The organism is Paenibacillus terreus, from assembly GCF_042138595.1.
Taxonomy (GTDB): Bacteria; Bacillota; Bacilli; order Paenibacillales; family Paenibacillaceae; genus Paenibacillus; species Paenibacillus terreus.
The window spans coordinates 126,648-150,934 of record NZ_JBHIRX010000001.1 but is presented as its reverse complement, the minus strand read 5'-3'; the positions used below and the strand labels follow the sequence as shown (position 1 = coordinate 150,934).

Annotated in this window: 20 protein-coding genes and 1 tRNA gene; 3 read left to right on the top strand and 18 right to left on the bottom strand. The window is 50.1% G+C overall.

Going from position 1 to position 24,287, the window contains the following annotated elements:
- Positions 1–69 precede the first annotated feature (69 nt).
- The 14 genes from ACE5KN_RS00710 to ACE5KN_RS00645 all read right to left on the bottom strand — a co-directional run bounded on the left by ACE5KN_RS00710 (position 70) and on the right by ACE5KN_RS00645 (position 18,532).
- Positions 70–1,737 (bottom strand): helix-turn-helix domain-containing protein, encoded by a 1,668-nt coding sequence (locus tag ACE5KN_RS00710; protein ID WP_375525033.1) that lies wholly within the window; start codon positions 1,735–1,737, stop codon positions 70–72.
- A 178-nt stretch (positions 1,738–1,915) separates the two neighbouring features.
- Positions 1,916–2,473 carry a class I SAM-dependent methyltransferase gene (locus ACE5KN_RS00705; protein WP_375525032.1) on the bottom strand — a complete coding sequence of 186 codons (558 nt, stop codon included), beginning with the start codon at positions 2,471–2,473 and terminating at the stop codon, positions 1,916–1,918.
- A gap of 352 nt (positions 2,474–2,825) precedes the next feature.
- Positions 2,826–5,225: a glycoside hydrolase family 6 protein gene (locus ACE5KN_RS00700; protein WP_375525031.1), complete on the bottom strand. Its 2,400-nt coding sequence runs from the start codon at positions 5,223–5,225 to the stop codon at positions 2,826–2,828.
- A gap of 472 nt (positions 5,226–5,697) precedes the next feature.
- Positions 5,698–5,785, bottom strand: a tRNA-Leu gene (locus ACE5KN_RS00695).
- Between the two features lie 158 nt (positions 5,786–5,943).
- The gene (locus ACE5KN_RS00690) at positions 5,944–7,041 is read right to left on the bottom strand and encodes a GerAB/ArcD/ProY family transporter (protein WP_375525030.1); all 1,098 of its coding nucleotides are present in this window, start codon (positions 7,039–7,041) and stop codon (positions 5,944–5,946) included.
- Positions 7,042–7,087: 46 nt separating this feature from the next.
- Complete coding sequence (locus ACE5KN_RS00685) at positions 7,088–7,309, bottom strand: hypothetical protein (RefSeq protein WP_375525029.1); 222 nt, start codon at positions 7,307–7,309, stop codon at positions 7,088–7,090.
- A complete protein-coding gene (locus ACE5KN_RS00680; protein ID WP_375525028.1) occupies positions 7,306–8,511 on the bottom strand; it encodes a Ger(x)C family spore germination protein in 1,206 nt (401 codons plus the stop codon). Before ACE5KN_RS00680 ends, ACE5KN_RS00685 begins: the two co-directional genes overlap by 4 nt.
- Before the next feature lie 33 nt (positions 8,512–8,544).
- Positions 8,545–10,131 carry a spore germination protein gene (locus tag ACE5KN_RS00675; protein WP_375525027.1) on the bottom strand — a complete coding sequence of 529 codons (1,587 nt, stop codon included), beginning with the start codon at positions 10,129–10,131 and terminating at the stop codon, positions 8,545–8,547.
- A 172-nt stretch (positions 10,132–10,303) separates the two neighbouring features.
- Positions 10,304–11,425: a glycoside hydrolase family 88/105 protein gene (locus ACE5KN_RS00670; RefSeq protein WP_375525026.1), complete on the bottom strand. Its 1,122-nt coding sequence runs from the start codon at positions 11,423–11,425 to the stop codon at positions 10,304–10,306.
- 42 nt (positions 11,426–11,467) lie between these two features.
- Complete coding sequence (locus ACE5KN_RS00665; protein WP_375525025.1) at positions 11,468–13,744, bottom strand: helix-turn-helix transcriptional regulator; 2,277 nt, start codon at positions 13,742–13,744, stop codon at positions 11,468–11,470.
- Between the two features lie 102 nt (positions 13,745–13,846).
- Positions 13,847–15,364: an extracellular solute-binding protein gene (locus ACE5KN_RS00660; protein WP_375525024.1), complete on the bottom strand. Its 1,518-nt coding sequence runs from the start codon at positions 15,362–15,364 to the stop codon at positions 13,847–13,849.
- Between the two features lie 40 nt (positions 15,365–15,404).
- Entirely contained in the window at positions 15,405–16,286 is an 882-nt protein-coding gene (locus ACE5KN_RS00655; protein ID WP_375525023.1) for a carbohydrate ABC transporter permease, read from the bottom strand.
- Between the two features lie 21 nt (positions 16,287–16,307).
- Positions 16,308–17,231 carry an ABC transporter permease gene (locus tag ACE5KN_RS00650; protein ID WP_375525129.1) on the bottom strand — a complete coding sequence of 308 codons (924 nt, stop codon included), beginning with the start codon at positions 17,229–17,231 and terminating at the stop codon, positions 16,308–16,310.
- 395 nt (positions 17,232–17,626) lie between these two features.
- Entirely contained in the window at positions 17,627–18,532 is a 906-nt protein-coding gene (locus ACE5KN_RS00645; RefSeq protein WP_375525128.1) for an ArsR/SmtB family transcription factor, read from the bottom strand.
- A 173-nt stretch (positions 18,533–18,705) separates the two neighbouring features.
- Between ACE5KN_RS00645 and ACE5KN_RS00640 the strand changes: the two genes are divergently transcribed.
- A complete protein-coding gene (locus tag ACE5KN_RS00640) occupies positions 18,706–20,196 on the top strand; it encodes a glycoside hydrolase family 43 protein (RefSeq protein WP_375525022.1) in 1,491 nt (496 codons plus the stop codon).
- 225 nt (positions 20,197–20,421) lie between these two features.
- On the top strand, positions 20,422–20,943 hold the full coding sequence (locus ACE5KN_RS00635; RefSeq protein WP_375525021.1) for a YhjD family protein: 522 nt from the start codon (positions 20,422–20,424) through the stop codon (positions 20,941–20,943).
- 51 nt (positions 20,944–20,994) lie between these two features.
- Here the strand turns inward: ACE5KN_RS00635 and ACE5KN_RS00630 are convergent, their stop codons facing one another.
- The 4 genes from ACE5KN_RS00630 to ACE5KN_RS00615 form a co-directional block, all read right to left on the bottom strand.
- Entirely contained in the window at positions 20,995–21,234 is a 240-nt protein-coding gene (locus ACE5KN_RS00630; RefSeq protein WP_375525020.1) for a hypothetical protein, read from the bottom strand.
- Between the two features lie 130 nt (positions 21,235–21,364).
- The gene (locus ACE5KN_RS00625) at positions 21,365–21,694 is read right to left on the bottom strand and encodes a hypothetical protein (RefSeq protein ID WP_375525019.1); all 330 of its coding nucleotides are present in this window, start codon (positions 21,692–21,694) and stop codon (positions 21,365–21,367) included.
- Positions 21,695–21,798: 104 nt separating this feature from the next.
- Complete coding sequence (locus tag ACE5KN_RS00620) at positions 21,799–22,371, bottom strand: xanthine phosphoribosyltransferase (RefSeq protein ID WP_375525018.1); 573 nt, start codon at positions 22,369–22,371, stop codon at positions 21,799–21,801.
- A 73-nt stretch (positions 22,372–22,444) separates the two neighbouring features.
- Positions 22,445–23,050 (bottom strand): DedA family protein, encoded by a 606-nt coding sequence (locus ACE5KN_RS00615; protein WP_375525017.1) that lies wholly within the window; start codon positions 23,048–23,050, stop codon positions 22,445–22,447.
- 129 nt (positions 23,051–23,179) lie between these two features.
- On the opposite strand from ACE5KN_RS00615, the gene ACE5KN_RS00610 reads away from it, so the two are divergent.
- Positions 23,180–24,286, top strand: coding sequence for a YkvI family membrane protein (locus tag ACE5KN_RS00610; protein ID WP_375525016.1), 1,107 nt, complete (start codon positions 23,180–23,182; stop codon positions 24,284–24,286).
- Position 24,287 lies beyond the last annotated feature (1 nt).

Below are 24,287 nucleotides of genomic sequence, written 5' to 3'. Positions count from 1 at the left end.
AATCATTCTCATTTACATCCTAATTATATGGACCCCTTCGTTGTTGAACCATGCCTATTTGTTCGAGAATCAGCTTGGATTATTGTTATCCGCCAACAATTCGATGGCACGCTGAAACTGCAGACGGATCGAAACGGGATTATACGGAATCCATTCATCCACGTTCAGCATATGCACGTTATTGTGCTTTACCGCCTCAAGCCTGTTCCAGTAGACCGATCTGAAAATGGATTCGGCGTGCAGCGTCGCCCCTTTCTCATCCGGAAATATAATAACGAGCAGCCTGTCACAATCGTATTCCGCCAGTTCGCTTGCATCGATGGCAATGGAATGAAACCGGTCGCCGGATTGCTGAATTTCCCGTTCGATCCTGGGCGGCCCTTTCAAACCCAGCGAGCGGTAAATGACATATCCTGCGTTTCTGGCACCGTATACCTGCAGCATGTCGGGTTTGATGACCAGTATCGTTATAACTTCGGAAGCGGCCCGGCTTCTCTGAATCCGCAGAAGCGCCTGTTCCTCTTCCTGCTCGAACCCGGCCAGCCACCGTTCCGCTTGCGCTCTCCTCCGCACGGCCTGCCCAACAAGCCGCAGATGCTCCTTCCACCCCAGCTCCATCCATGGAATCTCGATCACCGGCGCCACGGAGCGCAACCGCTCAGAACTCAAACCCATCTGGTGCAAATGCTGACCGGCTGCGATAATCAATTCGATATCGGCATCCAGAAATGCAGATTTCACCTGTTCGAGAGACCTGTCCGCATCAATGAACCGGGTATTCTGCGGCAGTGGCACTTCTTCGCTGCGAATGTATTCGCTGCTGTCCGATACCATCGCTGCAGGTTCGAGACCAAGCAGCAGCAAATGACTGGCGTACGGCGCAAGCCACACGGCAACCCGCTGAACGGGTCTTCGGTTGTAGGCGGAGGGTGTTTCCCCTGTCTCCTGCTTGAAGCGCCGGCTTAAATAAAACTCATCTTTATACCCCACCTTCAGGGCAATCTCCCTGAGCGAGAAGACTCCTTCCATCATCATCTCCTTGGAGCGGTGGACGCGCAGACGGGACAGGTACTTATTGGGCGAGAACCCGGTCAACTGCTTGAACAAGATTGAGTAATGAGAACGGCTCACGCCGGCGATCACAGACAATTTTTCAGACGTCAATTTTTCATGGAAATGATCTTCAAGATAGACGATGCTGCGCTCCAGGGAAGGCTGCTCGTTTCCCCCGTTTCTGGCCTCCATCCGTTCCAGCAACCCCAACAGAATTTGGTGAAAAAGAATCTGGTTCTGGATATGACGGGATTCGCTATTCGGCAGACGGTGGATGTACAGCTCTTCCAGCTGCAATGCGATCAGTGATGCTTCCGCAAAAAAATGAACTGCCGCCCCGGATACCAGCCTGCTTTCCCGTATGACGGTTCCACCGGGCAGCCCTGCTGCGGGTTCGCGAATACCGATCACGGCTATGTATGCGTGGATCTGGCGCAACGGTTCGGCCGACAGTACAGCCTGATGATTTGCAGGTATAAGAAATACGCTGCCAGCGTCAAATTCATAGCTGCTTCCCCCGGCTTCAAGAATCCCTTGACCGCTGGATACGGCAACCAGAATGGGATGATGTTCATTTATCGCGAGTGTGGGCATGTTTGAAGTGGTATATAGCGATTGCACGGCCTCGATAGAGTATGACTGGAAATAGGACTCTGCCCACTCCGATCCGAAATGATGGATCATGTGTACCCTCCATAAAAAATATAGGAATCATTGCATAGCTTATTTTAACATTGAAGCTATTTACAAAAATCCCGAATATGCAAAAAAGCCCGTAAATCGAAAAAGAGCAAATTTACGGGCTTAAATATTTTTTACCCTTAGATCACCGTTCAATGTTAATCCCCATACATGAACGCGTCTATTGGCTGCAGCAAAATACATAGGCAGGAGGTATATTCCTTAATTCTTTTTTAATATTGATTGTATCAAAATAATTGCCAATTAAATCTTTCTTTAATAAAGTGTACTGAAAAGTAATAAACCTGCCTCCTTGTCTCAAATGCATTTGTGTCAGCCATAGAATGTTTGAGGATACACTAAACGGTAAACTTGCAAAGGGAAGTCCTGAAACAAAATAATCTACCCATGGAATCTCATACTTAACCATATATTTCTCTAGATGCTCTGCAGAATCATTAATAATATGAAGGTTAGGTTCATGTTCAAATTTCTCTTTTAACAGGTTGTAAAACACTTTGTTGCTTTCGAAAAGCAATACTATGGTGCCTTCTTTTCTGTTTTTTATTATATTTTCCGTAAATATTCCCGTACCCGGACCGTACTCCACAATGTAGCTTGCTTGGTTAAAATCGATATTGCCAACCATCTTGCTTGCAAGATATTTCGAGCTTGGAAGCAGGGCTCCTACCGTTCTTGGCTTGATGATATATTGTTTCAGAAATGATAATCCTCCCATTTCAATCCCTCCCTTTTTGATGGTTATAGAATTTACAAGTTTTCAGCGGAGCTGAACAATGAATGTACATCGATAGGCGTTTTTCTTATAGTGTTTCCATGGTTGCTTGCAAAGAAATTGTGTACAAAATCGACTCTTGCTAATACCTCGTGGATTATATTTTATCAAAGAGTATATGGAAAGAACAAAACCTGCAACTGTGATCAGTATTGAACGAAAAGCACAGCTTGGCCAAATAGCCGCGGAAAATCACTCAAGGCGCTGCCACAGTGGCAGCGCCTTGATATTTTGCAGCCCGGTTTCCCCAATTCCAGCTGCACTTCTCCCTCCTCTCTTGACCGATTCACCCGGGTTAAGGCTCGATTCCCCACACCAGAACTCCGTCTTGGAATAGCGTCACTTTTTCCCAGTCGGCGAAGGAGGTTTTGGTCGCGTCGTACGAGTAATCGTCGGTCTCGTCAAAATTGCTCCAATCCGACTTGGCCATTCGCATCTGGATTTCGCCGGTTTGGCCGCCCGGAGCGAGCGTCCCCGCGCCGCTGGTGAAACCGACCTCCATATAACTGTCCGTGAACGTGACCGTCACGTTAGCAGAGCCGATTTGCGCCCAGTCGACCCAGGCTTGCATCGCTTCACTTCCGTCTTTGGTGAAGTAGTAGCGCAGCTTCAAATCGCTTAGCCGGACGCCGTCCTGGCCGTTGTTCTTAATATTGAAGTGCGGCCGGATTTGGTTGTCGGTTGCGCTGGAATCGCCGTTGCGGTACTGCACCGCCAGATCGCCCTTAGGCGCTTCCTGCGGAGCCGCGCTGACGACGCCCGAGTCCGCACTTTCGCCAGACAAATTGACGGCGCTGACGACATAGTAATACGTCGTGCCGTTCTCTACGTCGTTATCCGTATAAGCCGTTCCCGCGATGGATTCCGCGATCGTCTCAAACGGGCCGGACGCGCTCAGCGCACGCTTGACGTTGTAGCTGTCCGCGCCGGACTCCGCGTTCCAGGTCAGTTTCACCTGCGCGTCCCCGGCCTCCGCCGCGAGGCCCGCAGGCGCAGCCGGAACCGGCAGGACGGCGGGAGTTGCGCTGGCGACGGCCGAATCCGGGCCTGTCCCGACAGCGTTGACGGCACTGATCACGTAAAAATAAGCCGTACCGTTCATGACGTTCGTATCCGTATAGGTGGTCGCAATCCCCGTCTCGGCAATAGGCACAAACGGGCCGGACGCACTTGCCGCGCGTTTGACGATATAGTTCTCCGCACCGCGGACCGCGTTCCAATCCAGCTTTATTTGCTGGTCGCCCGCCGTTGCGGTCACCCGCGCCGGAGCGGCCGGAGGCGTGTTCCCGCCGCCGTTATCGGTTAGCGGAATGGCCGGATAGGCGTTCTTCACGAGCTCGACAAACTGGTCGTGGAACCAGTGACCTGAAATTGGGGCGTTCGGTAAAGCCCCGGTCAACGTGCCATTGGACGTTGTGTAGGTCGGATCGCACATCCGGTCGAAGCCTTTGCCTTCGTTATTCGGAATTTGCGTGCTTGAGCCGTCCGATTCTCCGGGCGGCTTCACCCAGACGAACGCATCGATATGCGGATAACCCTGCGGATCCGCCTCAGGCCGCACCCCCATCCCCGCGCCCGCAGCGTTGCACCAGTTGCCGCGATGCAGGCGCTTATCGATACGGCCGGAGTTCACATAGGTATTGATATCCGAGCCGGATGCGCCGGTCGGCCGGTCGGGCCCGCCCCATCCGTTGCGCGAAGTGTCGATCAGGAAGCCGATGTCGGACGGCCAGCCTTTGGCCACAAACCCGGAGTAGAGCGCCGCCGTAAAGTCGGCCTCATCGAAATACGGGTTCCATTCATAGAACTTCGCCGAACGGATCGGCTGGCCGTTGATCGTCAGATTCGAATCCGGCAAATTCGGTTCAACGAGCGGCGTCGTATTGGCCGTATTGGTAATGAAGCCGTCAACGCTGTCCAACCCCGCCTCCGTTCCTTGAACTACAGAAGTATACAGATCGACCGCCGGCTGGAGGTTGGAATCCCATCCTAGCCAACCGGAGTGGCCAATGTCCAAATATTTGTAGACGTTCGGGATATCAGCCAGTTGATCCAGCGTATAGCGGACCGCATCCCGGTAGATATTAGTTGAGTTCGCTGCCGCACAGGCCGGGGTGTTCAGGTTCGTCACCAGGTTCGGCAGCGAGTCCGGTTCGATCACCGCAATAATGCGGATATCTTCGTATTTCGGGTTGGCGAAAAGATTTGCGATCACATCGATATATTCCGTTTTGTATCTTTGCAGCGCTGCCTGCGTGAGTGGCAGTTCGCCGTTCGAAGCCAAGGCATGACAGTCGCGACCAGGCAAATTGTAGATAACGAAGCTGGCCGTGATCGGCGTGTTGCCCTGCTGTTGCGCCAGCGCATTGTCCAAATGCTCTTCCAGACTGAGGCGCCCGCCGGCGGCTTCGCCGCCATGAATCGCCGCAATCCGGTCCAGCCAAACCGCTGTCGGATACGACTTGACGGTCTCCATCTTGGCCGCCAGCTCATCGTCTCCTGCGCTAGCAATCGACATATCGACGGATTTTGCGTAATCCGGATTCAGATACGCCGTAGCGCCGATAAACGGATTGTCCACATGAGCGGGGGCCGCCTCCCCTGTCCCGGCCGGCGAAGACAACGGAACGGCTAATGCCGCAATCAGACAGGCCGCGAGGAAGGTCCTCATTTTAGGAAAAAACTTCCTTTTCATCTCATTTCACTGCTCCCTTCTTTTTTCATATTCCATCATGACTCCAAGCATCTCTGACGGGTGAATGCGCCCGATCTCCGGAGATATCTACCGATAGCATCACTCTCCTTAGCGGTTGATAGAGCTGCGAGGGAAAAAATAAGTACAGCTAATGTAAAATATACTAAGTATGCGCTTTCATTTCCAATATCATCATAAGACAACAGGGATATTTTGTCAATCGAATTGAGCCTTTTATCCCGATGTAATCCATATAGTTCCAGAAACAGCACATGACAGAAGTCACATACCCCACCGTTCTACGTTATGCCCCACTTTAGATTGAGAGAAAAGCAAATCTATGTTCATCTGGAATACAGCTCAAAGCTTTCTTCAGCTCATGTGATGAGCCATACCTTGCAAATTTTCCGAGTATGCAAAAAGCTCCTGAATCTCCACAAGAGGAAACTCAAGAGCTCGTTAATTGTTAAGTTGGTGCGGTCGAGAGGACTCGAACCTCCACGGGGGGTTAGCCCACACGGACCTGAACCGTGCGCGTCTGCCAATTCCGCCACGACCGCAAATGAACTTGTCAGCTTTGAAATATTTTTCGCAGCGACAAGATAGATTGTATCATATACTCCAATATGCAGTCAACAAAAATAGAAATTATCTTAGATATAGCCATCGAATTTCTCAATTTGACTCGTTTACTTAAAATAAGCACTCAGCGTTTTGATCAGCCTCCTTTCCCGCTTATACCTTGCTTTCGCAAGACAGCAACTGCCAGCAATAGCAATGGTATGAACAGATTCGTAGATAAAATATGAAACGGGACGGCCATTCTTACCATAAACGCGAAGACCGGAAAATTGGGGATATCCCAAATGCTTATGAGCAGACTGAACAGGCCAAGCGGGAATACAATCGAACGGTAGTCCGCAAGCCGAAAACATTGTGCCACTGAGATCGTGGCAGCGTAAAGAAATATGCTGACTTGCAGAAAAGCTCCGACGACCCACATCGCCAGCAGCAATGCTTCCAAGTTTTCAAGGAAAGTGCCAACGTTCACATACCGAAATGCGATCAGAAGAGGGTACACTTTATCCCTTAGGGCCGGCCCTAGTAACAATAATGCCATTATGTTGGAATACGTCAGAAACAACACGATACTGATCAGAGAAATATAACCCCATTTTCTCCCCTTCTCCGGGTCTGTCAGAGTGGGCAGGAAAAAAGTCATCAGGAACAATTCGCTGCACCAGCCCATCATCGCGAAAGATCCTTTGATGACCGGAGTTACCCCGTGACTCAGGACCGGCAGTATGGCTTTGAAATCCAGATCGGGAATCAGAAGCACCAGAAACAAGACAGGGGAAAGAAAAATCGGCAAAAAAATGACAGTGCTCCTGGTCATCGTCTCGACCCCGCCGCGTACGGCGAAAGCGCACAGCAAAATCATGGATGCCATAATGATAAACATAGGTGTTTTATATAAATAATTTCCCGTGACAAATTCTGCATATTGCCGGGTAATCCCACCTGTAGCATGCAGATTGGTGGTAATAAAGACGAGACCGATCATTTTTGCGGGGATTTTGCCAACGATCTGTTCGCTATACTGGACGACAGTCTGCCCCGGAAAAAGCTCATGCAGGCGGGTCACAGTAAATACCGTAATTATCCCTGTCAAAGCGGCCAAAACTCCCGTAAGCCAAAGATCGTTTTGGGCGTATTGGGCCGTTACGGTCGGAAGTACAAGATAACCGGATGCCAACACGGCCGGATACATCATAAGACCCATTTGAAAAGCTGAAATTTTCCCTTTTTCCAACATGATCCTTCACCTCCTTGGGTAGTCCTATCCCCTCTTGCAAAGATCGCTACGGTTCCACCAGCCCCCGAAAGGGCTTGAAGATGAACAGAAGCACCGTAGTCGGCCCGGGCGTACTGGGCAGATCCAGCATGGACAGGATCCAGACCAGGAGCAGCAATGAGATGAATACGGCTTTATCTCTTACCGGTCTTGCTTTGAGTTTCGGCCACTCGAAACGGGTGATAAACAGCACAGAGATCGTAACCCCCCAGAATAAGAACCATTTCATTTCTTTCTTACCTCTTCCTCAGGCAGCCCTCCCGGAGAGCTGATTAGTCCTGGTTCAATAATCTTGGCATCAATTTTCGTAATCACCTGAACTTTGGTGAATTGTTCATCCCAATGATGTTTCACTTTTTCCCATTGCTTGGGATACTTTCGATGGAAAGCCTTCGCAAAATCTAAAATGTCTGTCTTATGCCGGTGCTGTATCTCGTGCAGCGCAAGATTGACTCGTTCCCTTACAGCATTCTCAAATCCCCTGCTCATAAGAGCAAGCAATTTCGGATTCATGGGGTCTATCACAGTATCGTTCTCGATGATGTCTCCTTCCGTCTTAATCCAAACCGTCATCTTCCATGTATCGCCTTCAATCTCCGGAATCAGTCTTATGTTTGCCTTCAACGGTTTTAACGACACCCTGCCCTCTGCCCCCTCCGATTCGAACACCGCCGTATATTCTCCAATTTCATTTCTGAGCCACATGACGCCCCTTGTGACCTTTTCGGATATTTCCCCTACCATTTTGTCGTTTTTGAACACAGCGCTCCCCTTCATATAAGGAATCGTTTGAAATGGTTCGCCTGATTTGATTTCCGGAAGGATGTGGATCATTGGCAGAACAGCCGCGCGGGAATCCCCTTTTAACATAAGACTTAGCTGAAGCACTGTTACCCGCATCCCAACCTGCAAATCAGCCAGCTCATACAGCACCTGAGCTGATGAATTTTCAATTAGCGGAAATAACTCAAGCGCCTTCGCCGCATCTCCTTTGCTTACGAATACATAGGACCTCTCTCTTGTCTGCGGAAAACGGATGAGGTAATCAAGATGCTTCTCGATCCCCTTCCTGGCAACGGCTTCGCTGAATACAAAAATTTTGCATTGCCCCCAAAACATTTTCCTGGGGAGTTTCCGCTGCAGCTTGGACAGGGCGTCAGAGATATTAATCCCCGTTTCCGAGCGGATGGACGTCCGTTTCGCCATTCCACCCCCTGAAGGGCCGCCTCCTGCCGCTCCTCCTCCAGTCTGATTCTGTGGAATGATGAATTGCACGGTCGCCCGAATCTGATGATTCTCCGCCGTGTCAAAAGCGAGCGCGGAAATGAGTGTCAAATCATTAAGCTCCGTACGGTCCCAACAGCCTCCCAGCAAAAGCAGCACCAGGATGCAGACAGCTGTCATCATCAATGTTCTTGTCCATGTCTTCATCCACCCGACTCTCCTTTTCCGGGGTTGTTGTGATTACTCGCTGTTCCCGCGGTCGGGATCGGGGTTTTGACCCTTTGCCTGCCGGTATTTGTTATATCTTCCCGTAAAATGCGGGCGTGTGTTCATCTTCCACCAATGGCTCCTCACGAATACATCTTTCCATTCATTCAGATTGGGAGTGACCGCTTCGGACAAGTAGGGAACTCCGAATGAACGCAAGCTGCACATATGCAGAACAATGGCGATAAGCCCCATCACGATACCGACAAGCCCCAGGCTCCCGGCAAGAAATATGAGCGGAAAACGCAGGAGCCTCACGGCAATTCCGACGACGTAACGCGGAATCATAAAAGAAGCGATTCCCGTAATGGCCACCACAATCACCATAGGCGCGGACACCAGTCCGGCCTGAACTGACGCCTGCCCGATAACAAGCGCACCCACGATGCTGACGGCGGCGCCAACCTGCTTGGGCAGCCGCACGCCTGCTTCCCGCAGCGCTTCAAAGGTAACCTCCATCATCAATGCCTCAATTAACGCCGGAAAAGGCACCGCTTCCCTGGAACTTGCCATACTAATCAGCAGGGAGCCAGGCACCATCTCTTGATGGAAGGTAAGCACCGCAACATATAGCGAAGGGAGCAAGAGAGAGAGCAATAAAAAGAAATAACGCAGCCAACGAATAGCGGTCGAGATCAGAAACCGCTGATAATAATCTTCCTGCGACTGAATTAACGAAAAGAAAGTGACAGGGGCGATCAGGACAAACGGCGTTCCCTCCGTAAAAATCGCCACCCTGCCTTCCAACAGATTGGCGGCGACTACGTCGGGACGCTCCGTATTGAGCAATTGCGGAAAAGGAGAGTTAGGCTGATCCTCAATCATTTCCTCGATATAACCGCTCTCCAGAATTCCATCGATCCGAATGCGCAAAAGCCGGTTTCGTACCTCCTCCACCAGCGTCTTGTCCACAATCCCTTCAATATAAGCCAGAATAATCTTTGTCCGGGTATATTCGCCGATTTTTACGGATTCCATTTTAAGCAGCGGGGTCTTAATAATGCGCCGTATTTGCGAAGTATTGACACGCAAGGTTTCAGTAAATCCTTCACGCGGCCCCCTGATCCCCACTTCTGCCGTAGGTTCTTCAATGGGACGTTCCTTCCATTTCGTCAAGCCAAAACCAAAACCCACGGCCTGGCTGTCAACCACCAGAATGGTATATCCGTTCGAAAGATATTCAATACACTCGGCATAGGTCGTGAATTCCTTCGCTTTCGTTACCGATATTTTTCGTTCGATAAGCTGCCGGATATCATCGATTTCCCCAGCTTCCTCCTGAATGAGAGGAGAAATAACATATTGCTCAATCCCCTCGGAATCCGCCAGTCCTTCAATGTACATCAAAAAGGCCTCTGTCCTTCCTCCGATCGGAAATGACCGGTAAACGACATCCGCACAATTATCATAAAGCAAACGAAGGCGGGTCTCGTTTTGCAGCAAATCCGGATATAACGGGAGAGGCTCTGAATTCTGCGTGCTTTGATGTACGCCATCATTTTTGTTTTGGTTTGCTCCCGTCTCCTTGAGCAAGCTTCTGAATATGCGGCGATCACTCATAGAGATAAACCCTTTCGGCTGCAATAGATTATTTATATAAATCCCAAAACGATTCCAATTTATGCAAGTAATTGGAATGCTATTTCCCCGGCCACATGATGCTGCGCTGCAAACCCTGAAAATGCAACAAAGCTCCTAAATCGCTATCAGAGCAATTTGGGAGCTTAGATATTCACGGCTTCAGCCGTTTGATTTCATTATAGGCCATAAGCAGCGGCGCCACGCCGTGCCCGTTGTTCTCGACGATTTTCTCGCCGAAAACATAATACTCGTAAGTGCCGTCGCGCAGCTCTCCCGTTTCCGGTTTCCTGCCGAGGCCGGCGCTGCGGCAAATGCCTCCCAGCAGCACTTCCCCACCTTCTTCACGCATATAACGGCTGATCGTTCCGTCGAACGCTTTTTGGCCATAGACGGCGTACGCTTGCGGCAGGTAACCGAGCCGGGCCCCCTTCAGAATGGCGTACGCGAGCATCAGCGTTCCGCTCGTTTCCAAATAATTGCCTGCCCGTGCTCCCTGATCCACCACCTGATACCACATGCCCTCACTGTGCTGATGCGGCAGCATGCCGTCCACAAGCTCCTGCAGGTGCTGCTTCAGGAAGCCGCTATCGGCCGGCTCCCCTTGCAAAATTTCCAGCATATCAACCAGCGCCATGGCGTACCAGCCGGCACCCCGCCCCCATACGTGCGGCGAATGACCTGTCGCCGGGTCGGACCAGAACATGTGCCGGCTCTCGTCATACGCATGCCGGTACAGCTGCTTTGCCTCGTCAAAGAGAAAACGGCGCGCATTGCGGAACTGGGCAAGCGGATCGCTGTAGTCTTTCTCCTCCACAAACCGCTTGATATATTGAGCATGGAACGGCTGCCCCATGTACAGACCGTCAAGCCATACCTGATAAGGGTAGTTCTGCTTATGCCAGAAGGAGCCTGCGCCTGTTCGGGGATAAACAGCCAGCTGCTTGTAAAGCAGGTCCAGGACCTGTTTGTATTTCGGATCTCGCTCTTTGTCGTATAAGGCGAACAGGACGGTCGCCATCCGAATCTGATCGATATTGTAATTTGCCGGGTCGATGGCGGGAATCTGCCCTTCCGCGTCGTACAGAGCGTCGACGAAACCTTTGACGAAAGCGTATTCTGCCTCATCGCCTGTCAGCATATAGCTGTCCAAATACGCCTTCAGGATGCATCCTTCGATATAATGCCATCTCAGTGAGTACCATTTGGGCTCAGCCATGTATTGCGCTTTGAGCCGATCAACTAACGCATAAGACAAGGCAACCAGCACCTCCACATTGAGTCATGATCATTTCCAGATCCACGATTGTTTCCACCGTCATGATGATTTGGAATGCTCTTCTCGATATTGTCCCGGGGTCATGCCCGTCATTTTACGAAAAGTGCGAATAAAACCCGTAGCATTCGTGTAGCTCAGCCGTTCGGCGATTTCGTTGATCTTCAGCGAGCTGTCCTTCAGCCACAGCTTCGCTATGTTGATCCGGTATTCCATCAAATATTCGCTGAACGTCACGCCCATTTCCTTTTTGAACACCCGGCTTAAGTAGACCGGATGGAAATTCAGCTTCTCCGAGCACGCTTCCAGCGTGATGTCCTGATCGTACGCATCATGAATCATCTGCACCATTTGGCGGGCGATGCTCATATATTGCGAGTCGATCTGCTCCTTCAAAAAGGACAAGGTCGGAGGAAGCAGCTTTGTCTTGAACCAGGACACGATGTCCGCCGCCGTGCTCAGCTTCAGAAATTGCTGAACCGCCGAGTTGGTGCCAAGCAGGCTATCCAGAACCCCTCCGTGCTGCTGAACCAGCCGATATATCCGCGTGATCAGTTCCAGCACCAAAATCTGAAAATCGTTGAAGGGAACGTTCTGTTCCATAATCGATTTCACGTATTTGTCGAAATGCTCGAGGACCGAAGCCTCATCGCCTGCCTGCAGCGCATGGACCAGACCGTTCTCCAGATAAGCCCAGGAAGCGTCCGGCTGAACACTGGCCGTGGCGGACGATTCAATATCGTCATAGCTCACAATCACGTGATAGCCTAGGCTAATTCTCCGCTTCAACGCCTCCAGCGCTTCCGAATAAGCGTTCATAGCCCCTGCATACCGGTGAAACGCTCGGCTAATGCCAATGCTGACCTGAAGCTGAAGCAGCTCGCGCACCTTGTTTTGAATTTGCCCGCCCAGCTGATGAAACAGCGCTTTCAGCTCATCAGAACGGTCCAAATCGCTTGTAATCAGCGATACCTGGGACTGGTCCAGCAGCAGCGAGCCGATCAGGTTGTGAGGCGGAATCAATTCCCCGACGATATTGTGTATCGCAAAGAGCAGCAGCTCCTTGTCCTTCTCCGTATATCTCGTGTCCTGCAGTGTGTCGATCTGAATGACGAGCACACCGAGCGAGTTGCTATTGTCCGTAATCCCATACACGCCGCTTTTGTAGACAAACTCGCTCTCCGTCACCTGTCCCATGAACAGCTTATGCAGGAAAAACTCCTTGATCTGTCCACGCTGCCCTTGCAGCTGCTGCTGAAGCTGCTTGCGCGAGCTGAACAGGATGTGCAGACGCTCCTCGACATAAGCGAACTCATCCTTCTTGCCAGCATCATCTGATTCTCCGCCAAACTGCTGCATGATCGCAAACATCCGCCGGATCGGCTCGTACATCCGCCTGCTTCCGAAATAAGCGAATACCGCAATCACGGAAAAAATAAGCACACAGGCGTTGACCGTAACGAGGGCGATTTTTCGCGATTCCTTGGTAATCTCCTGGATGGATACGATCGATACGTAAGTCCAGTTATGATGGTCGGACCCGAGAACATTGACGGCCAGGCCCTGCTCCTCAAAATATCCCGTCTCCGCTTGTGAATCCGCTTTCAATTTTGTCGAAACCGCCCCATCGATCTTGGGTGAGCCCGGGTTGGACAAAAACGGCTCGCGTTCGCTGTTAAGCACATAGATGTTTCTCCATTCCGTATTTTGGCGCAACTCTTGTTCAAGCTCATTGTAAGACAAGTCGACGATCAGCATCGCTTTTGGCTGAGAAGAGGAGGCGATCATGGGCAGCTTGACAATCAGTCGGATTTTATAAGGATCTACCGCTTCGTCATCCGGTTGTTCCTTCCGGTCCGCAGCCTCCGCGCGCCAATACATCTTCTTCGTTTGCAGAGCATACTCGCTCATCCGGTCGCGGTCGGGGAATGTCCCGGAAGGGGTAAAGCCAAGCTCGCTGATCATCCAGTCGTGCTCAAGATTGATCAGAAAGGTGTCGGTCACGCCCGCAATGGAATGAAGATTGTATAACCCCTTGGACAAAGCCGTTATGTTCTGAAAATCGTTGGCCGTCAAGGCGCGGTCGTACAAGCTGGCCGCCAGGGGAGAGTTGATGTACTGCACCGCGCCCATTTCCACATTTTTGAATATTTGCTCGATTCGCGTTTTGTTTTGCAGTAAAATTTGCTCGTTGCTGTCGTTAACTTTCTTCTCGATATCCTGTTTGGCAATGAAGTAGGAGATCGTCCCGGTGGAAACGACCGGAACGGCAACCAGCAGCAGGGTAAAGACGAATAAACGGACTAAATATCTGGGCATCGGATATCCTCCCCCTTTGACTACAGTATCGGGCGTGCAAGGTTATACCGACACCCATTATACCAATAATCCGTTTCCAACAGTGGATTTCCGGCTCGCCGTTTATTTCTTCTGCTCGTTGTACGCGGCTGTGAACTCTTCCATGACTTTGTCGCCTCCGGCCTTTCGCCAATTGGCCACTTCCGCTTCCCAGCCTGCTTCGTCCAGTTTGCCCATGATGAATTTGGTTTGGGCGTCGCGGATCATCGTATCCAGCTCGCTGCCTCTTTCCGTATAGGTCGGCGACAGCAGGGTCAGCGCCACATTCGGAACGACATTCTCCAGGTTCGCAGCAACGATATCCCAGCCTTTAGCCTGCAGTTCGTTCATCTTGAGCGGAAGCCCTTGTCCCCCCACCTCGAACGACGGCAAGCTGTCGCGGTACGGCTTCACCTCGAGATTGAACAGTGTCAAATCGGTAATTTCCGCTTTTCCGTCCTCTGTTTTTTTGAAGTGCTTGCCTTCGATCCCCCGGCTCAGCAGTGTGGACATTTCGGGCTCCAGCAGCTTGTCGAAGAAGCCGAGCAGCCGCTTCAATTCCGCTTCGGATTTCACGAACGATTTCGGGAACACGAAGAAGCCGTTATTGCCCGGTTCCGCCGGCACACGATGACCCGACGGCCCTTCGAACTGCACAACATCGACAACCGCATGAGGCACCGCCTTGGATACATTGTTGTATGAAGTGGCCGCTGCGGACGCCACCGTATTCCGGATGGCGGCTTGACCCGCATTCCATTTGTTGTCCGCATCAGCCGTCTGCACAACGGAGAAATCCTGATTGATCAATTTTTCCTCATAGAGTCTGCGGAACAGCTTCATGACGTCCATATAAGGCTTGGTCATGAACTCCGGAATGACTTTGCCGTCCACAACTCCCCACTTGTTCGGGGCGCCTTGCGATACGGCAAGCCGTGTCAGAAATGCGCTGCTGGCAGCCGGATCATTGTACGATTTGTCAAGGAACAGCAGATACGAATCCCTCTGTCCGTTTTTATCCGGGTCCTTCTCAGCTACGGTCTTCGCCGCCTGGTACCAGTCATCCAGCGTAACCGGAATCTTCAGTCCCAGCTCGTCGAACCAGTCCTTGCGGTAAACGATGCCCGCACGGCCGATATCCCGGTACAGCGGCAGTCCGTACAGCTTGCCATCCACTTTGATATTGTCGTAATGCATGGGGTTGATTTCTGCTAAGTTTTTGTAGTCCTGCAGGTACGGACCAATCTCCCAAAACAGGCCGGACTGAATTGCGTTCAGCGTTGAAGCGTTATACGTAATCTTGAATGCTTTCGGCATTTCGTCGGAGGCGATCATAATGTTTTTCTTGTCTTCAAACGCGGCCGCCGGAATCCATTGAAAATCGATTTCCGTATTCGTGTATTTTTCGATGGCCTGCTCGACCTCCGTGTCTTTGCCTGGAGCTTCCCCGACCTGTGGTGTGGCGATGGTCACTTCCAGGGGCCCGTTCTCCGCCTGCGCGCCGTCCTGTCCTTCTTGACCGTTCTTCCCTCCACAAGCGGCGAGAATACTAGCTGCGGCGACCAGGACGCAGAGTGCGGATATGACATGCTTTTTTTTCATATGCAAAACCTCCTGTATGATGGATGTGGGATGAAGACGCTTAACCTTTAACCGAGCCCAGCATGACACCTTTCGCAAAATATTTTTGCAGGAAAGGATATACGATGATGATCGGAATCGTCGCAATCACGATCGACGCCATGCGAATCGTCTGGGGCAAATACTCCATAGGCTCCGTCTGTGCAGTAGAATCGCCGATCATATCCTGGGACAGCAGCACAATTTGTCTTAACACGATCTGCACCGGCCATTTTTCGGAATCATTGATGTACATCACCGCATTGAAATACGAATTCCAATGAGCGACCGCGTAAAAGAGTCCAAACGTTGCCATCGCAGGCATCGACAAGGGCAGCACGATTCGGAACAGGATGCCGAGGTCATGGCAGCCGTCGATTTTCGCCGCTTCCTCCAGCCCTTCCGGAATCTGTTGGAAAAAGTTTTTGAGCACGATCAGGTTGAAGGCGCTGATTGCAGTGGGGATGATCAGAGACCAGTAGGTGTCGATCATGCCAAACGCTTTGACGACGAAATAGGTCGGAATAATCCCGCCGCTGAACAGCATCGTGAACAGCACCATGAACAGTACGACGCCTCTTCCCCGCAATGTCGGTCTGGCCAGGGGATAGGCCATAAATGAGGTCAGCAGCAGATTGATCAGTGTGCCGAGCACAGTCACATAGATCGATACCAGGATGCTGCGGACCAGCGTTTCGGTGGAAAAGATGTACTCGTACGCGCCGAGAGTAAACTTCGTTGGAAACAGCATAAGCCCTCCCTTCGCCACTTCCTCGGGGGTCGCGAACGATACGGCCACGATGTAAAGAAAAGGAATGATGGTAATGATAGCACTGAGCGTCAGCAGCGAATAGTTGAGGACTGTGAAAAAACGGCTGCTGACCGATTTGTCCGCCAAAGGCATTGCTTGATCGCCTCCTTCCGCTTAATAAACGCCTTCTTCGCCCATTTTTTTGGCCAGCCTGTTCGCCCCGATGACGAGCACCAGACCAACCAGCGACTTGAACATGCCGACGGCCGCGCTGTAGCTGTACTGCGCCTGCGTCAAGCCTTTCATGTACACGTAGGTGTCGAACACCTCGCCGACTTCCCGGTTCATGGAATTTAACATCAGGAAAATATGCTCGAAGCCCGTATCCAGGAAGCTGCCCAGCCTCAAAATAAACAGGATCACAATTGTGCTTCGGATAGCTGGCAGCGTAATATGCCACAGCTGGCGCCAGCGTCCGGCTCCGTCGATGCGGGCAGCTTCATAGAGCTGAAGATCAACGCCGGATAAGGCCGCCAGGAAAATGATTGTCCCCCAGCCCGCTTCCTTCCAGATTGACTGGCTGACGATCATCGTCCTGAACCATTCCTCGCTTAACAGAAACGGGATTTTTTCCATGCCCAGTCTGGCAATGAATTCATTAACAACTCCCCCTTCGGTCGTAAACAGCACGTAAAAGATCCCGACAGCGACAACCCATGATACGAAGTGCGGCAAATATACGACCGTCTGCACGAATCGCTGGAACATCTTCACACGCACTTCATTAAGCATCAGCGCCAGAATGATGGGTAGCGGAAAAAAGAAAACCAGGTTGTACACGGCAAGCAGGAACGTGTTGCGGAACAGCATCCAAAATTGCGGCTCCGTAAAAAAACGTTCAAAATGCTTCAGGCCAACCCAAGGGCTTTCCCAAAAACCCAAATGCGGTTTGTAGTCCTGAAAGGCCATGACCAGACCGGCCATCGGAAAGTATTTGAATATAACGAAATACAAGACGCCCGGAAGGAGCAGAACGTACATCCAACGGTCTCTTACGATGTCTTTGACAAACTGCGATTGAATCCATTTCCTCTTCATTTCTAGCGACGCCTCGGCAGCGTATTGCTGGTCCATCTCCTGATCCTCCTAACCTGATGATGTCTTTTTAAAGCGCTTACATTTCACATCATAGGTTCATGCTGGATAACAGGCAATCATACGCTGCCAACCATTTTAATTTTTAAGCTCTTCTGCACCCTTTTAGCGCATATTTTGCGTGAATCATCATCTCTTTCAGCCGGATCGTACTGATTTAACCTACTTGCAAGATTACAATGGACGTCCGTGTCTTGGTGTCCCTGCGTACTGCCTTTGCACGATTATCCCTTTCGTTCAGGGAGCAGGGTTGAGGGCTGATCAAACGGGATAATCGTGCAAGGCATCCGGCAACGAGTATTGATCTCTATCACCTACCAGCGTCTTGGTCCTGACTGCTATTTAAGATACGTGCGGATTACAATATCTTGATTGTGATTGCCGAATCCGGAACCATAGAGTGTCAATCCTCCTACATTAACTGCCTGCTCATCAACCGCGAATCGAAGTGTCCAGAACGGTTCTCGCAGCTTTATATTCGCAAGAGTCACCTCCGACATCTTCTCACCATCTATAAATGTACCCGATGCATCAATGCGGATCGTCTTTAATAACCCGTATTGATTCACATTTCGATGCCACCATGCGGGTGTAAATCTCCCCCGCGCAGCTCTTCCAAAGTCAGCCGGGCTTGTCCATGTGCCAAGAGAGATGCCGTTGAATGTGAACTCAATATCCGAAGGCCAATAATCTCTTAAGCCAGGAGCTTCCGAAGCAATCTCCATTGAGATTTCGATAGCGTTCGCGGTTTGATCGGCAAGCAAATAGTTAGGCATTTTGTATTCAACATAACCCCACCCAAACCACAGAATGGCGGCATGAACCCGCTCGGGATCGAGAAAGTAGCGCGGGTCATCCCAAACTCCGATTTCTTTCTCGCGCGTACCGAGTCCGCAAGTAGGATGGACTTCAAAAGCGGTGTAGTGACCGACTGAAATACTCTGCTCGCTGATCTTCGTGGTGTGGCTGGCAGACGGCAGCTCAATCTCGATGTTTTTTTGTTTGAGGAAACACATTTTGTGTGTTCCCCCGCCCAGCCGCACCCTGCGGCTTCCGATGAGCCCGGCTTTTTCGAGTTTTCGGATGTGCATGGTGACGATAGAGGGACTGAGCTCCAGCCTATCCGCAATATCCTTCACATTCATCTCGTTATCGGCAATGAGACTCATAATTTTCCATCTGACTTCGCTCGCCAACGCTTCGTATAACGGCATAAATTGGGATTCCCCATTCGCTTTTATGATCATCATAGTCTCCTGACCGCATTTATTGAAATCACATATATATAAATTTAAAAGATTTAACATGAACCATCAAGCCTAATCCATTGCAAGGCTTTAAACGATGGTGTTTAATTTCCTTAGTTACCGATCGCATTAGATTTATATAATTATGAATTTATGAAAGAGGTGGAACTATGAAGTACAATAACCCGGTCATCAAAGGATTTTATCCTGATCCCAGTGTATGCAAAGTAAAAGATACCTATTATCTGGTCTGCAGTTCCTTTCATTACTTCCCCGGCGTTCCGATTTTTGAGAGCAAAGACCTCATTAACTGGAAGCAGATCGGTCATTGTCTAACCAGAGAGAGTCAGATTCAACTCGGCAAGGTGGGCAGTTCCGGCGGAGTTTTCGCTCCCACGATCCGGTACAACAACGGGAGATTCTACATGACCACGACCAACGACACCACTCATCAAAATTTCTATGTATGGACTGACGATATTTATGGTGAATGGTCTGAACCGATCTATGTGGATCAGGGAGGAATCGATCCTGATTTGTATTTTGAAGACGGAAAGGCATTCTTTATGAGCAACGGGAAAGACGATTACGGGATTGGCGGGATTGCTCAGTGTGAAATTGACATTGAAACAGGCGGCAAGCTATCGCCAAGCCGTTCGATTTGGCGCGGAACAGGCGGACGATATTTGGAAAGCCCACATATGTATAAAATAAATGGCCGTTATTATCTAATGGTGTCTGAAGGCGGAACGGAATATGGCCATATGGTCACTTATGCACGGGCAGATTCGATCTCAGATCCGTTCGAAGCCTATCCGAACAATCCGGTACTGACCAATCGAAATCTGGGCGGTTATGAGGTACAGGGGGCTGGCCATGGCGATCTGATTCAAGATCATGATGGAAATTGGTGGATGCTGCATCTGGGCTTCCGTCAAATCGGCCGCTGGCTTACCTATCATCACCTTGGCCGCGAAGTTTTCCTGACACCGGTTACTTTCGGGGAGGATGACTGGTTTACGGCAGGACATAACGGCACCACCCTTACCAGCTTTGAGACCGACCGCATCCCAAGCCATGTCGTGCAGCAAGAAAAAAAGACCTTTACTTTCGAAAACACGGAATGGAATCTGGACTGGTGTTATCTCCGTCATCCTGTTGCGGAGAATTATATGTTAGAGTTCGATAAGGTAAAGCTTAGAGGGACCGGAGTTACCCTGGATATGCCGGAATCCCCGACATTTATAGGCATTCGCCAAAGGGACTTCAACGCGGAAATCTCTTGCGATGTACAGCTTGCAAGCGGAGAAGCCGGCATCACGCTCTATATGGATGAAAATCATCATTATGATTTAGCAGTACGTAAAGATGAGAATGGTTATAAAGTGATCGAGCGCCTAAATATCGGCGATATTAAATCCGTTGAACATGAAGTGGACTTGGGAAGTGAGAACCATGCTGCTCTGATGATACGGGCAAGTCATGAGCGCTATAGCTTCCTCATTCACGCAAACGGGAAAGACATCCTCTTAGGCACGGCTCAAACCAGATACCTTTCATCTGAAGTTGCGGGAGGATTTACAGGCGTGCTCATCGGTCTATATGCCTCTGGGGAAGGCTCTATGGCTGAGTTTTCAAAATTTAAGTGTGATTATCTTTAAACCTCTCCTTAAACGAATACCTGGAAAAATGTAAAGCCGGTTACTCAGGATTAACCTGGGAATCGGCTTTTTGATTCGGAATTTTTTTTGCGAAAAGCGGTGTTTTTTCCATATTCGTCTTGATTACCGCTCATATGTTCGGTTAAAATAAGAACAAACAAGAACATAGGTTCCTGTCAGTGTGACTATGATAAAAACTCAAATAATCGAAGGCGGTGACTAGATATGATTACTGCAGTCGTTACGAAAGAAGATTTGGCTTTAATTAAAAATTACTTGCTCCTGCTGTTTATTCAGAAGGTTTTTGAGCGGGATAGTCATATATTGGAAGACAGCGGTGTGCTGAAAACACCGGATTTATATGTAGAACTCGTCAACTCCGGAGCAGACCGAACCGGTATTCTGATGTCCGAGGTCAAGCATGAGTTCAGGAAACGCGGTATCGCTGTTCATCATATCCGGCAGAACGAATCCGCTGTGCAAGCGTCATACATTTGCGGTGACTCCGAAGGTGAAATCAGTATCCCGATGCCTGAATTCCGTCAGGAAATGTATGAACGAATGCGGGCCTACCTGGGATTGTCAACCTCCCTGCCGGTCACTTCGGTGTCCACGGGAGTTGAACCATACAGACGCATCGAGCCATCCCGCTATATCGGACGCCGTTCCCGGCAGGCTGCAGCCGTGTCCGCCTCACCACAGCGTAGACCTTTTCGCCGCCCTGCCGCTGCAGTGGCAAGAGGTTAATATATCAAGAGCAGGAAACCCTAAGAGATTTCCTGCTCTTTTAGCATGCTTCTACAAGGAGGCATCATTCTGTTCCAGGTCCAGGGTATCCGGACGGGGTTCCTTGAACGGCTGCACTTTATAACTTCTACTGAGCTTCACGATTCTCCGATTCGGTCTGCGAATCAGCACATGCTCTTCATCCCATGCAAGCACGATACCAACTACATCATTTTCCTTCAGGGCGTCCCGGATCACCCGCACCTTCTCTCCCGAAACCCGGTAGGAATCCAACAGTTCATCACTGATCATTGACTCACCTTCTCTCTCTTTGCTACATCAAGTCCTATGAAAAAGAGACCTAAATGTTCAATCATTTAGGCCTCACTTTTGTGATATATGGAATGCCGACTAAGCAACAATTGTCCTGAATGATTAACGGTTAACGCTGTGCATGCTCTTTGCTGTCGTTCTTCTCAAACCAGAAATCAAGCACTTTTGCAGACAACACACGTTGTTCTACATACGATACCTGATGAGGAGTAAACTGTTCCTTCCAAGGAAATGACAGATCCTCGCACAAGTTAACGAGTGTCAGTAATTCAGACCAGGCTACATAACGCTTATACCAGAAAAACTGAGGATGCTCGATCATATAGGGATACAGATCATCAAACTCTGTATGCTTACAATCCAGGGCACGTTCAAAATGAGTTTTTGCCGCCGCCAACTTTTCCAGAAAGTATTGCTCCGTCAATTGTTCTTTCCCCATGTTGCTGCCTCCTCTCCCTAAAAACCTTAACTACATTATAAGCGATATCCCCTTCGTTGCAAAGGTATTGCCATAAATTAGGTCGGGAAATCGGAGAAATGTTACTATTCGGCAAACTGAACCGTTCCATCAGATAATGATGCAATCCGCACAAGCGATTCAATCCGGATTCCCTGCTCGCGAATGGTGCGTGCCCCTGCCTGAAAGCATTTCTCGACAACCACGCCGAAGCCGGCCAGATGCGCGCCGGAACGCTGAATAATTTTTACCATTCCCCTGGCCGCATCACCGTTGGCTATAATATCGTCAATAAACAGCACCCGGTCGTTCTCATGAATAAATTGCCGGGACAGCATGATGTCTGTTACGATCCCCTTCGTAAAGGAAGGCACCCGCTCGGAGAGCGCATCAGGATCCGCCAGCAGCGTCTTCTTGCGCCGGGCAAATACAAGCGGAACCCCCAGCTCATACGCCGTGGCGAATGCTACAGCAATGCCCGAGGATTCCACCGTGACCACTCTCGTAATATTCTCATCGCGAAACCGTTCGGCAAATTCTTTGCCCATCTGCATCGTCAGCACAGGATCCACCTGATGATTCAACAAAGCGTCCAGCTTAAGCACCTGATCCGAAGCCACTACGCCTTCTTCCAGTATACGTCTTTTTAAAACTTCCATAATTTTAACCTCCCATGCCGATCCTACTGCCGTAAAATTACCACAGAGGGCTTCGGCTTTCAAGCTAAAGTGCTCAATCTGTTGAATTGCGCCGCTTTTTCCAGAACCATGTCGCGAATACGGAGAGCACCATCGCCGTTAAAATTACAATGCCCAATTTGTGGCTAAAATGCTCCATGCGGCGGACTCCCTCCTCCCAGCGCATGCCGAGTGCATGCCCGACAGCCAAAAAAGTTACACACCAGATGAGAGATCCGATGGACGAAAATAATAAATATCTCCCTACATGAAGCCTCGCCGTTCCAGCCAGGTAAGAAAGGATTTGACGCAGCCCTGGGACAAAATATCCGAATATAATCCCCCATGTTCCGTATTTCTCAAACCATTGCTCCGAACGGGCGATCCGGGGAGGTGTCAGCCGCATCCATTTGCCGTACCGTTCAAGAAGCGGCTTGCCCATCCATCTCCCGATAGAATAGCTAAACAGCATCCCCGTCATACTTCCAAAGTAAGAAACAGCCAAAGCGACCGGGAATTGATAATGTCCCTGCGCCACAAGGCTGCCGAAGAAGAAGAGCAGCACCTCATCCGGAACCGGGAGCCCCGCCACCCCCAGCGCCAGCAGGCTGAAAAGCGCCATATATCCGTATTTTAAAATAATTGCAGTCAAATGAGCCATATTCTAAAACGCTCCTGTCCGACGATAGTGTGGGTAATACTTTTTAGCTCCGAAGTCATGTCCATCACCGGCAGGACATACCTTGTATTATGCGTAGTTCTTATTGGTACAAGGACGGGGGAGAAGAACATGGGACGCAATATTCACGTACTTCAGATCGCTTTTACATACATAGGGACGATTGTTGGGGCCGGCTTTGCTACAGGACAGGAAATTTTACAGTTTTTCACCCGCTTCGGCAGCCTGGCGACAGCTACAATCATGCTGGCCACCGTTATTTTCATTTGGCTGGGAACAAGACTCATGCTTATCGCTCATGAAATCTCCGCACATTCCTACGAGGATGTGAACCTGCACCTGTTCGGTCCGAAAGCGGGGAAATGGATCAGCTGGGTTACACTGTTCATTCTGCTCGGTGTGAACAGCGTCATGCTGGCTGGCTCCGGTTCGGTATTTATGGAGCACCTGCATTTAAACTACCAGACCGGCCTGCTTCTAACGCTGCTCTGTACATACTTGCTGCTCAGCAAAGGAATGCATGCCATTCTGCAAATGAACTCCATCCTGGTGCCGGTAATGATGCTCCTGTCCCTTTTGATGATCATAAGCACACTGAACACGCCCAATTATGACAATTTTATCGTAATCAAAACAGATCATCACCCGATGCTTGTCTGGCTGGCTCCCATTCTGTACACTTCCTTTAATCTCAGCATGGCGCAGGCCGTGCTTGTCCCACTCGGAAGCCAGACAGACTCCAAAAGCACCATTCGCTGGGGAGGCATACTCGGCGGAGTCGGGGTCGGAATTATGCTGATGGCGGCCCATTTCGCCATGTCGGCCCAGATGCCGGGCATCCAGCAGTTTGAAATTCCTATGGGAAATGTCGCTGTCCAGCTTGGAATGGCCGTGCAAACCGTCTATATGATTATGATTTTCCTGGAAATCTTCAGCACTTTTGTGGCCGATATCTATGGGTTGACCCTGCAGTTGCAGCAGTATGTGTCCGTTTCCCCCCGGATCATCACACTGTCCATCATGCTCGTCTGCTTTTTGATCAGTCAATTCGGGTTCAGCTCGCTGCTGTCCCTTTTATATCCCATCTTTGGCCTGATCAGCCTGTTTTGGGCAGGGATGCTCATTTATTCCGGGCATAAAGGGCATCCCCTCACTCCGTTCAACCGTAGAAATCGTATCATTCCAAATAGGCTCAAACAAACTACATACAAAAGGTGAA

Excerpts from the sequence above, each read along its gene's own strand:
- ACE5KN_RS00710 (WP_375525033.1), bottom strand. The coding sequence starts at position 1,737 with ATGATCCATCATTTCGGATCGGAGTGGGCAGAGTCCTATTTCCAGTCA.
- ACE5KN_RS00705 (WP_375525032.1), bottom strand. The coding sequence starts at position 2,473 with ATGGGAGGATTATCATTTCTGAAACAATATATCATCAAGCCAAGAACG.
- ACE5KN_RS00700 (WP_375525031.1), bottom strand. The coding sequence starts at position 5,225 with ATGAAAAGGAAGTTTTTTCCTAAAATGAGGACCTTCCTCGCGGCCTGT.
- ACE5KN_RS00690 (WP_375525030.1), bottom strand. The coding sequence starts at position 7,041 with ATGTTGGAAAAAGGGAAAATTTCAGCTTTTCAAATGGGTCTTATGATG.
- ACE5KN_RS00685 (WP_375525029.1), bottom strand. The coding sequence starts at position 7,309 with ATGAAATGGTTCTTATTCTGGGGGGTTACGATCTCTGTGCTGTTTATC.
- ACE5KN_RS00680 (WP_375525028.1), bottom strand. The coding sequence starts at position 8,511 with ATGAAGACATGGACAAGAACATTGATGATGACAGCTGTCTGCATCCTG.
- ACE5KN_RS00675 (WP_375525027.1), bottom strand. The coding sequence starts at position 10,131 with ATGAGTGATCGCCGCATATTCAGAAGCTTGCTCAAGGAGACGGGAGCA.
- ACE5KN_RS00665 (WP_375525025.1), bottom strand. The coding sequence starts at position 13,744 with ATGCCCAGATATTTAGTCCGTTTATTCGTCTTTACCCTGCTGCTGGTT.
- ACE5KN_RS00660 (WP_375525024.1), bottom strand. The coding sequence starts at position 15,364 with ATGAAAAAAAAGCATGTCATATCCGCACTCTGCGTCCTGGTCGCCGCA.
- ACE5KN_RS00655 (WP_375525023.1), bottom strand. The coding sequence starts at position 16,286 with ATGCCTTTGGCGGACAAATCGGTCAGCAGCCGTTTTTTCACAGTCCTC.
- ACE5KN_RS00650 (WP_375525129.1), bottom strand. The coding sequence starts at position 17,231 with ATGAAGAGGAAATGGATTCAATCGCAGTTTGTCAAAGACATCGTAAGA.
- ACE5KN_RS00640 (WP_375525022.1), top strand. The coding sequence starts at position 18,706 with ATGAAGTACAATAACCCGGTCATCAAAGGATTTTATCCTGATCCCAGT.
- ACE5KN_RS00635 (WP_375525021.1), top strand. The coding sequence starts at position 20,422 with ATGATTACTGCAGTCGTTACGAAAGAAGATTTGGCTTTAATTAAAAAT.
- ACE5KN_RS00630 (WP_375525020.1), bottom strand. The coding sequence starts at position 21,234 with ATGATCAGTGATGAACTGTTGGATTCCTACCGGGTTTCGGGAGAGAAG.
- ACE5KN_RS00625 (WP_375525019.1), bottom strand. The coding sequence starts at position 21,694 with ATGGGGAAAGAACAATTGACGGAGCAATACTTTCTGGAAAAGTTGGCG.
- ACE5KN_RS00620 (WP_375525018.1), bottom strand. The coding sequence starts at position 22,371 with ATGGAAGTTTTAAAAAGACGTATACTGGAAGAAGGCGTAGTGGCTTCG.
- ACE5KN_RS00615 (WP_375525017.1), bottom strand. The coding sequence starts at position 23,050 with ATGGCTCATTTGACTGCAATTATTTTAAAATACGGATATATGGCGCTT.
- ACE5KN_RS00610 (WP_375525016.1), top strand. The coding sequence starts at position 23,180 with ATGGGACGCAATATTCACGTACTTCAGATCGCTTTTACATACATAGGG.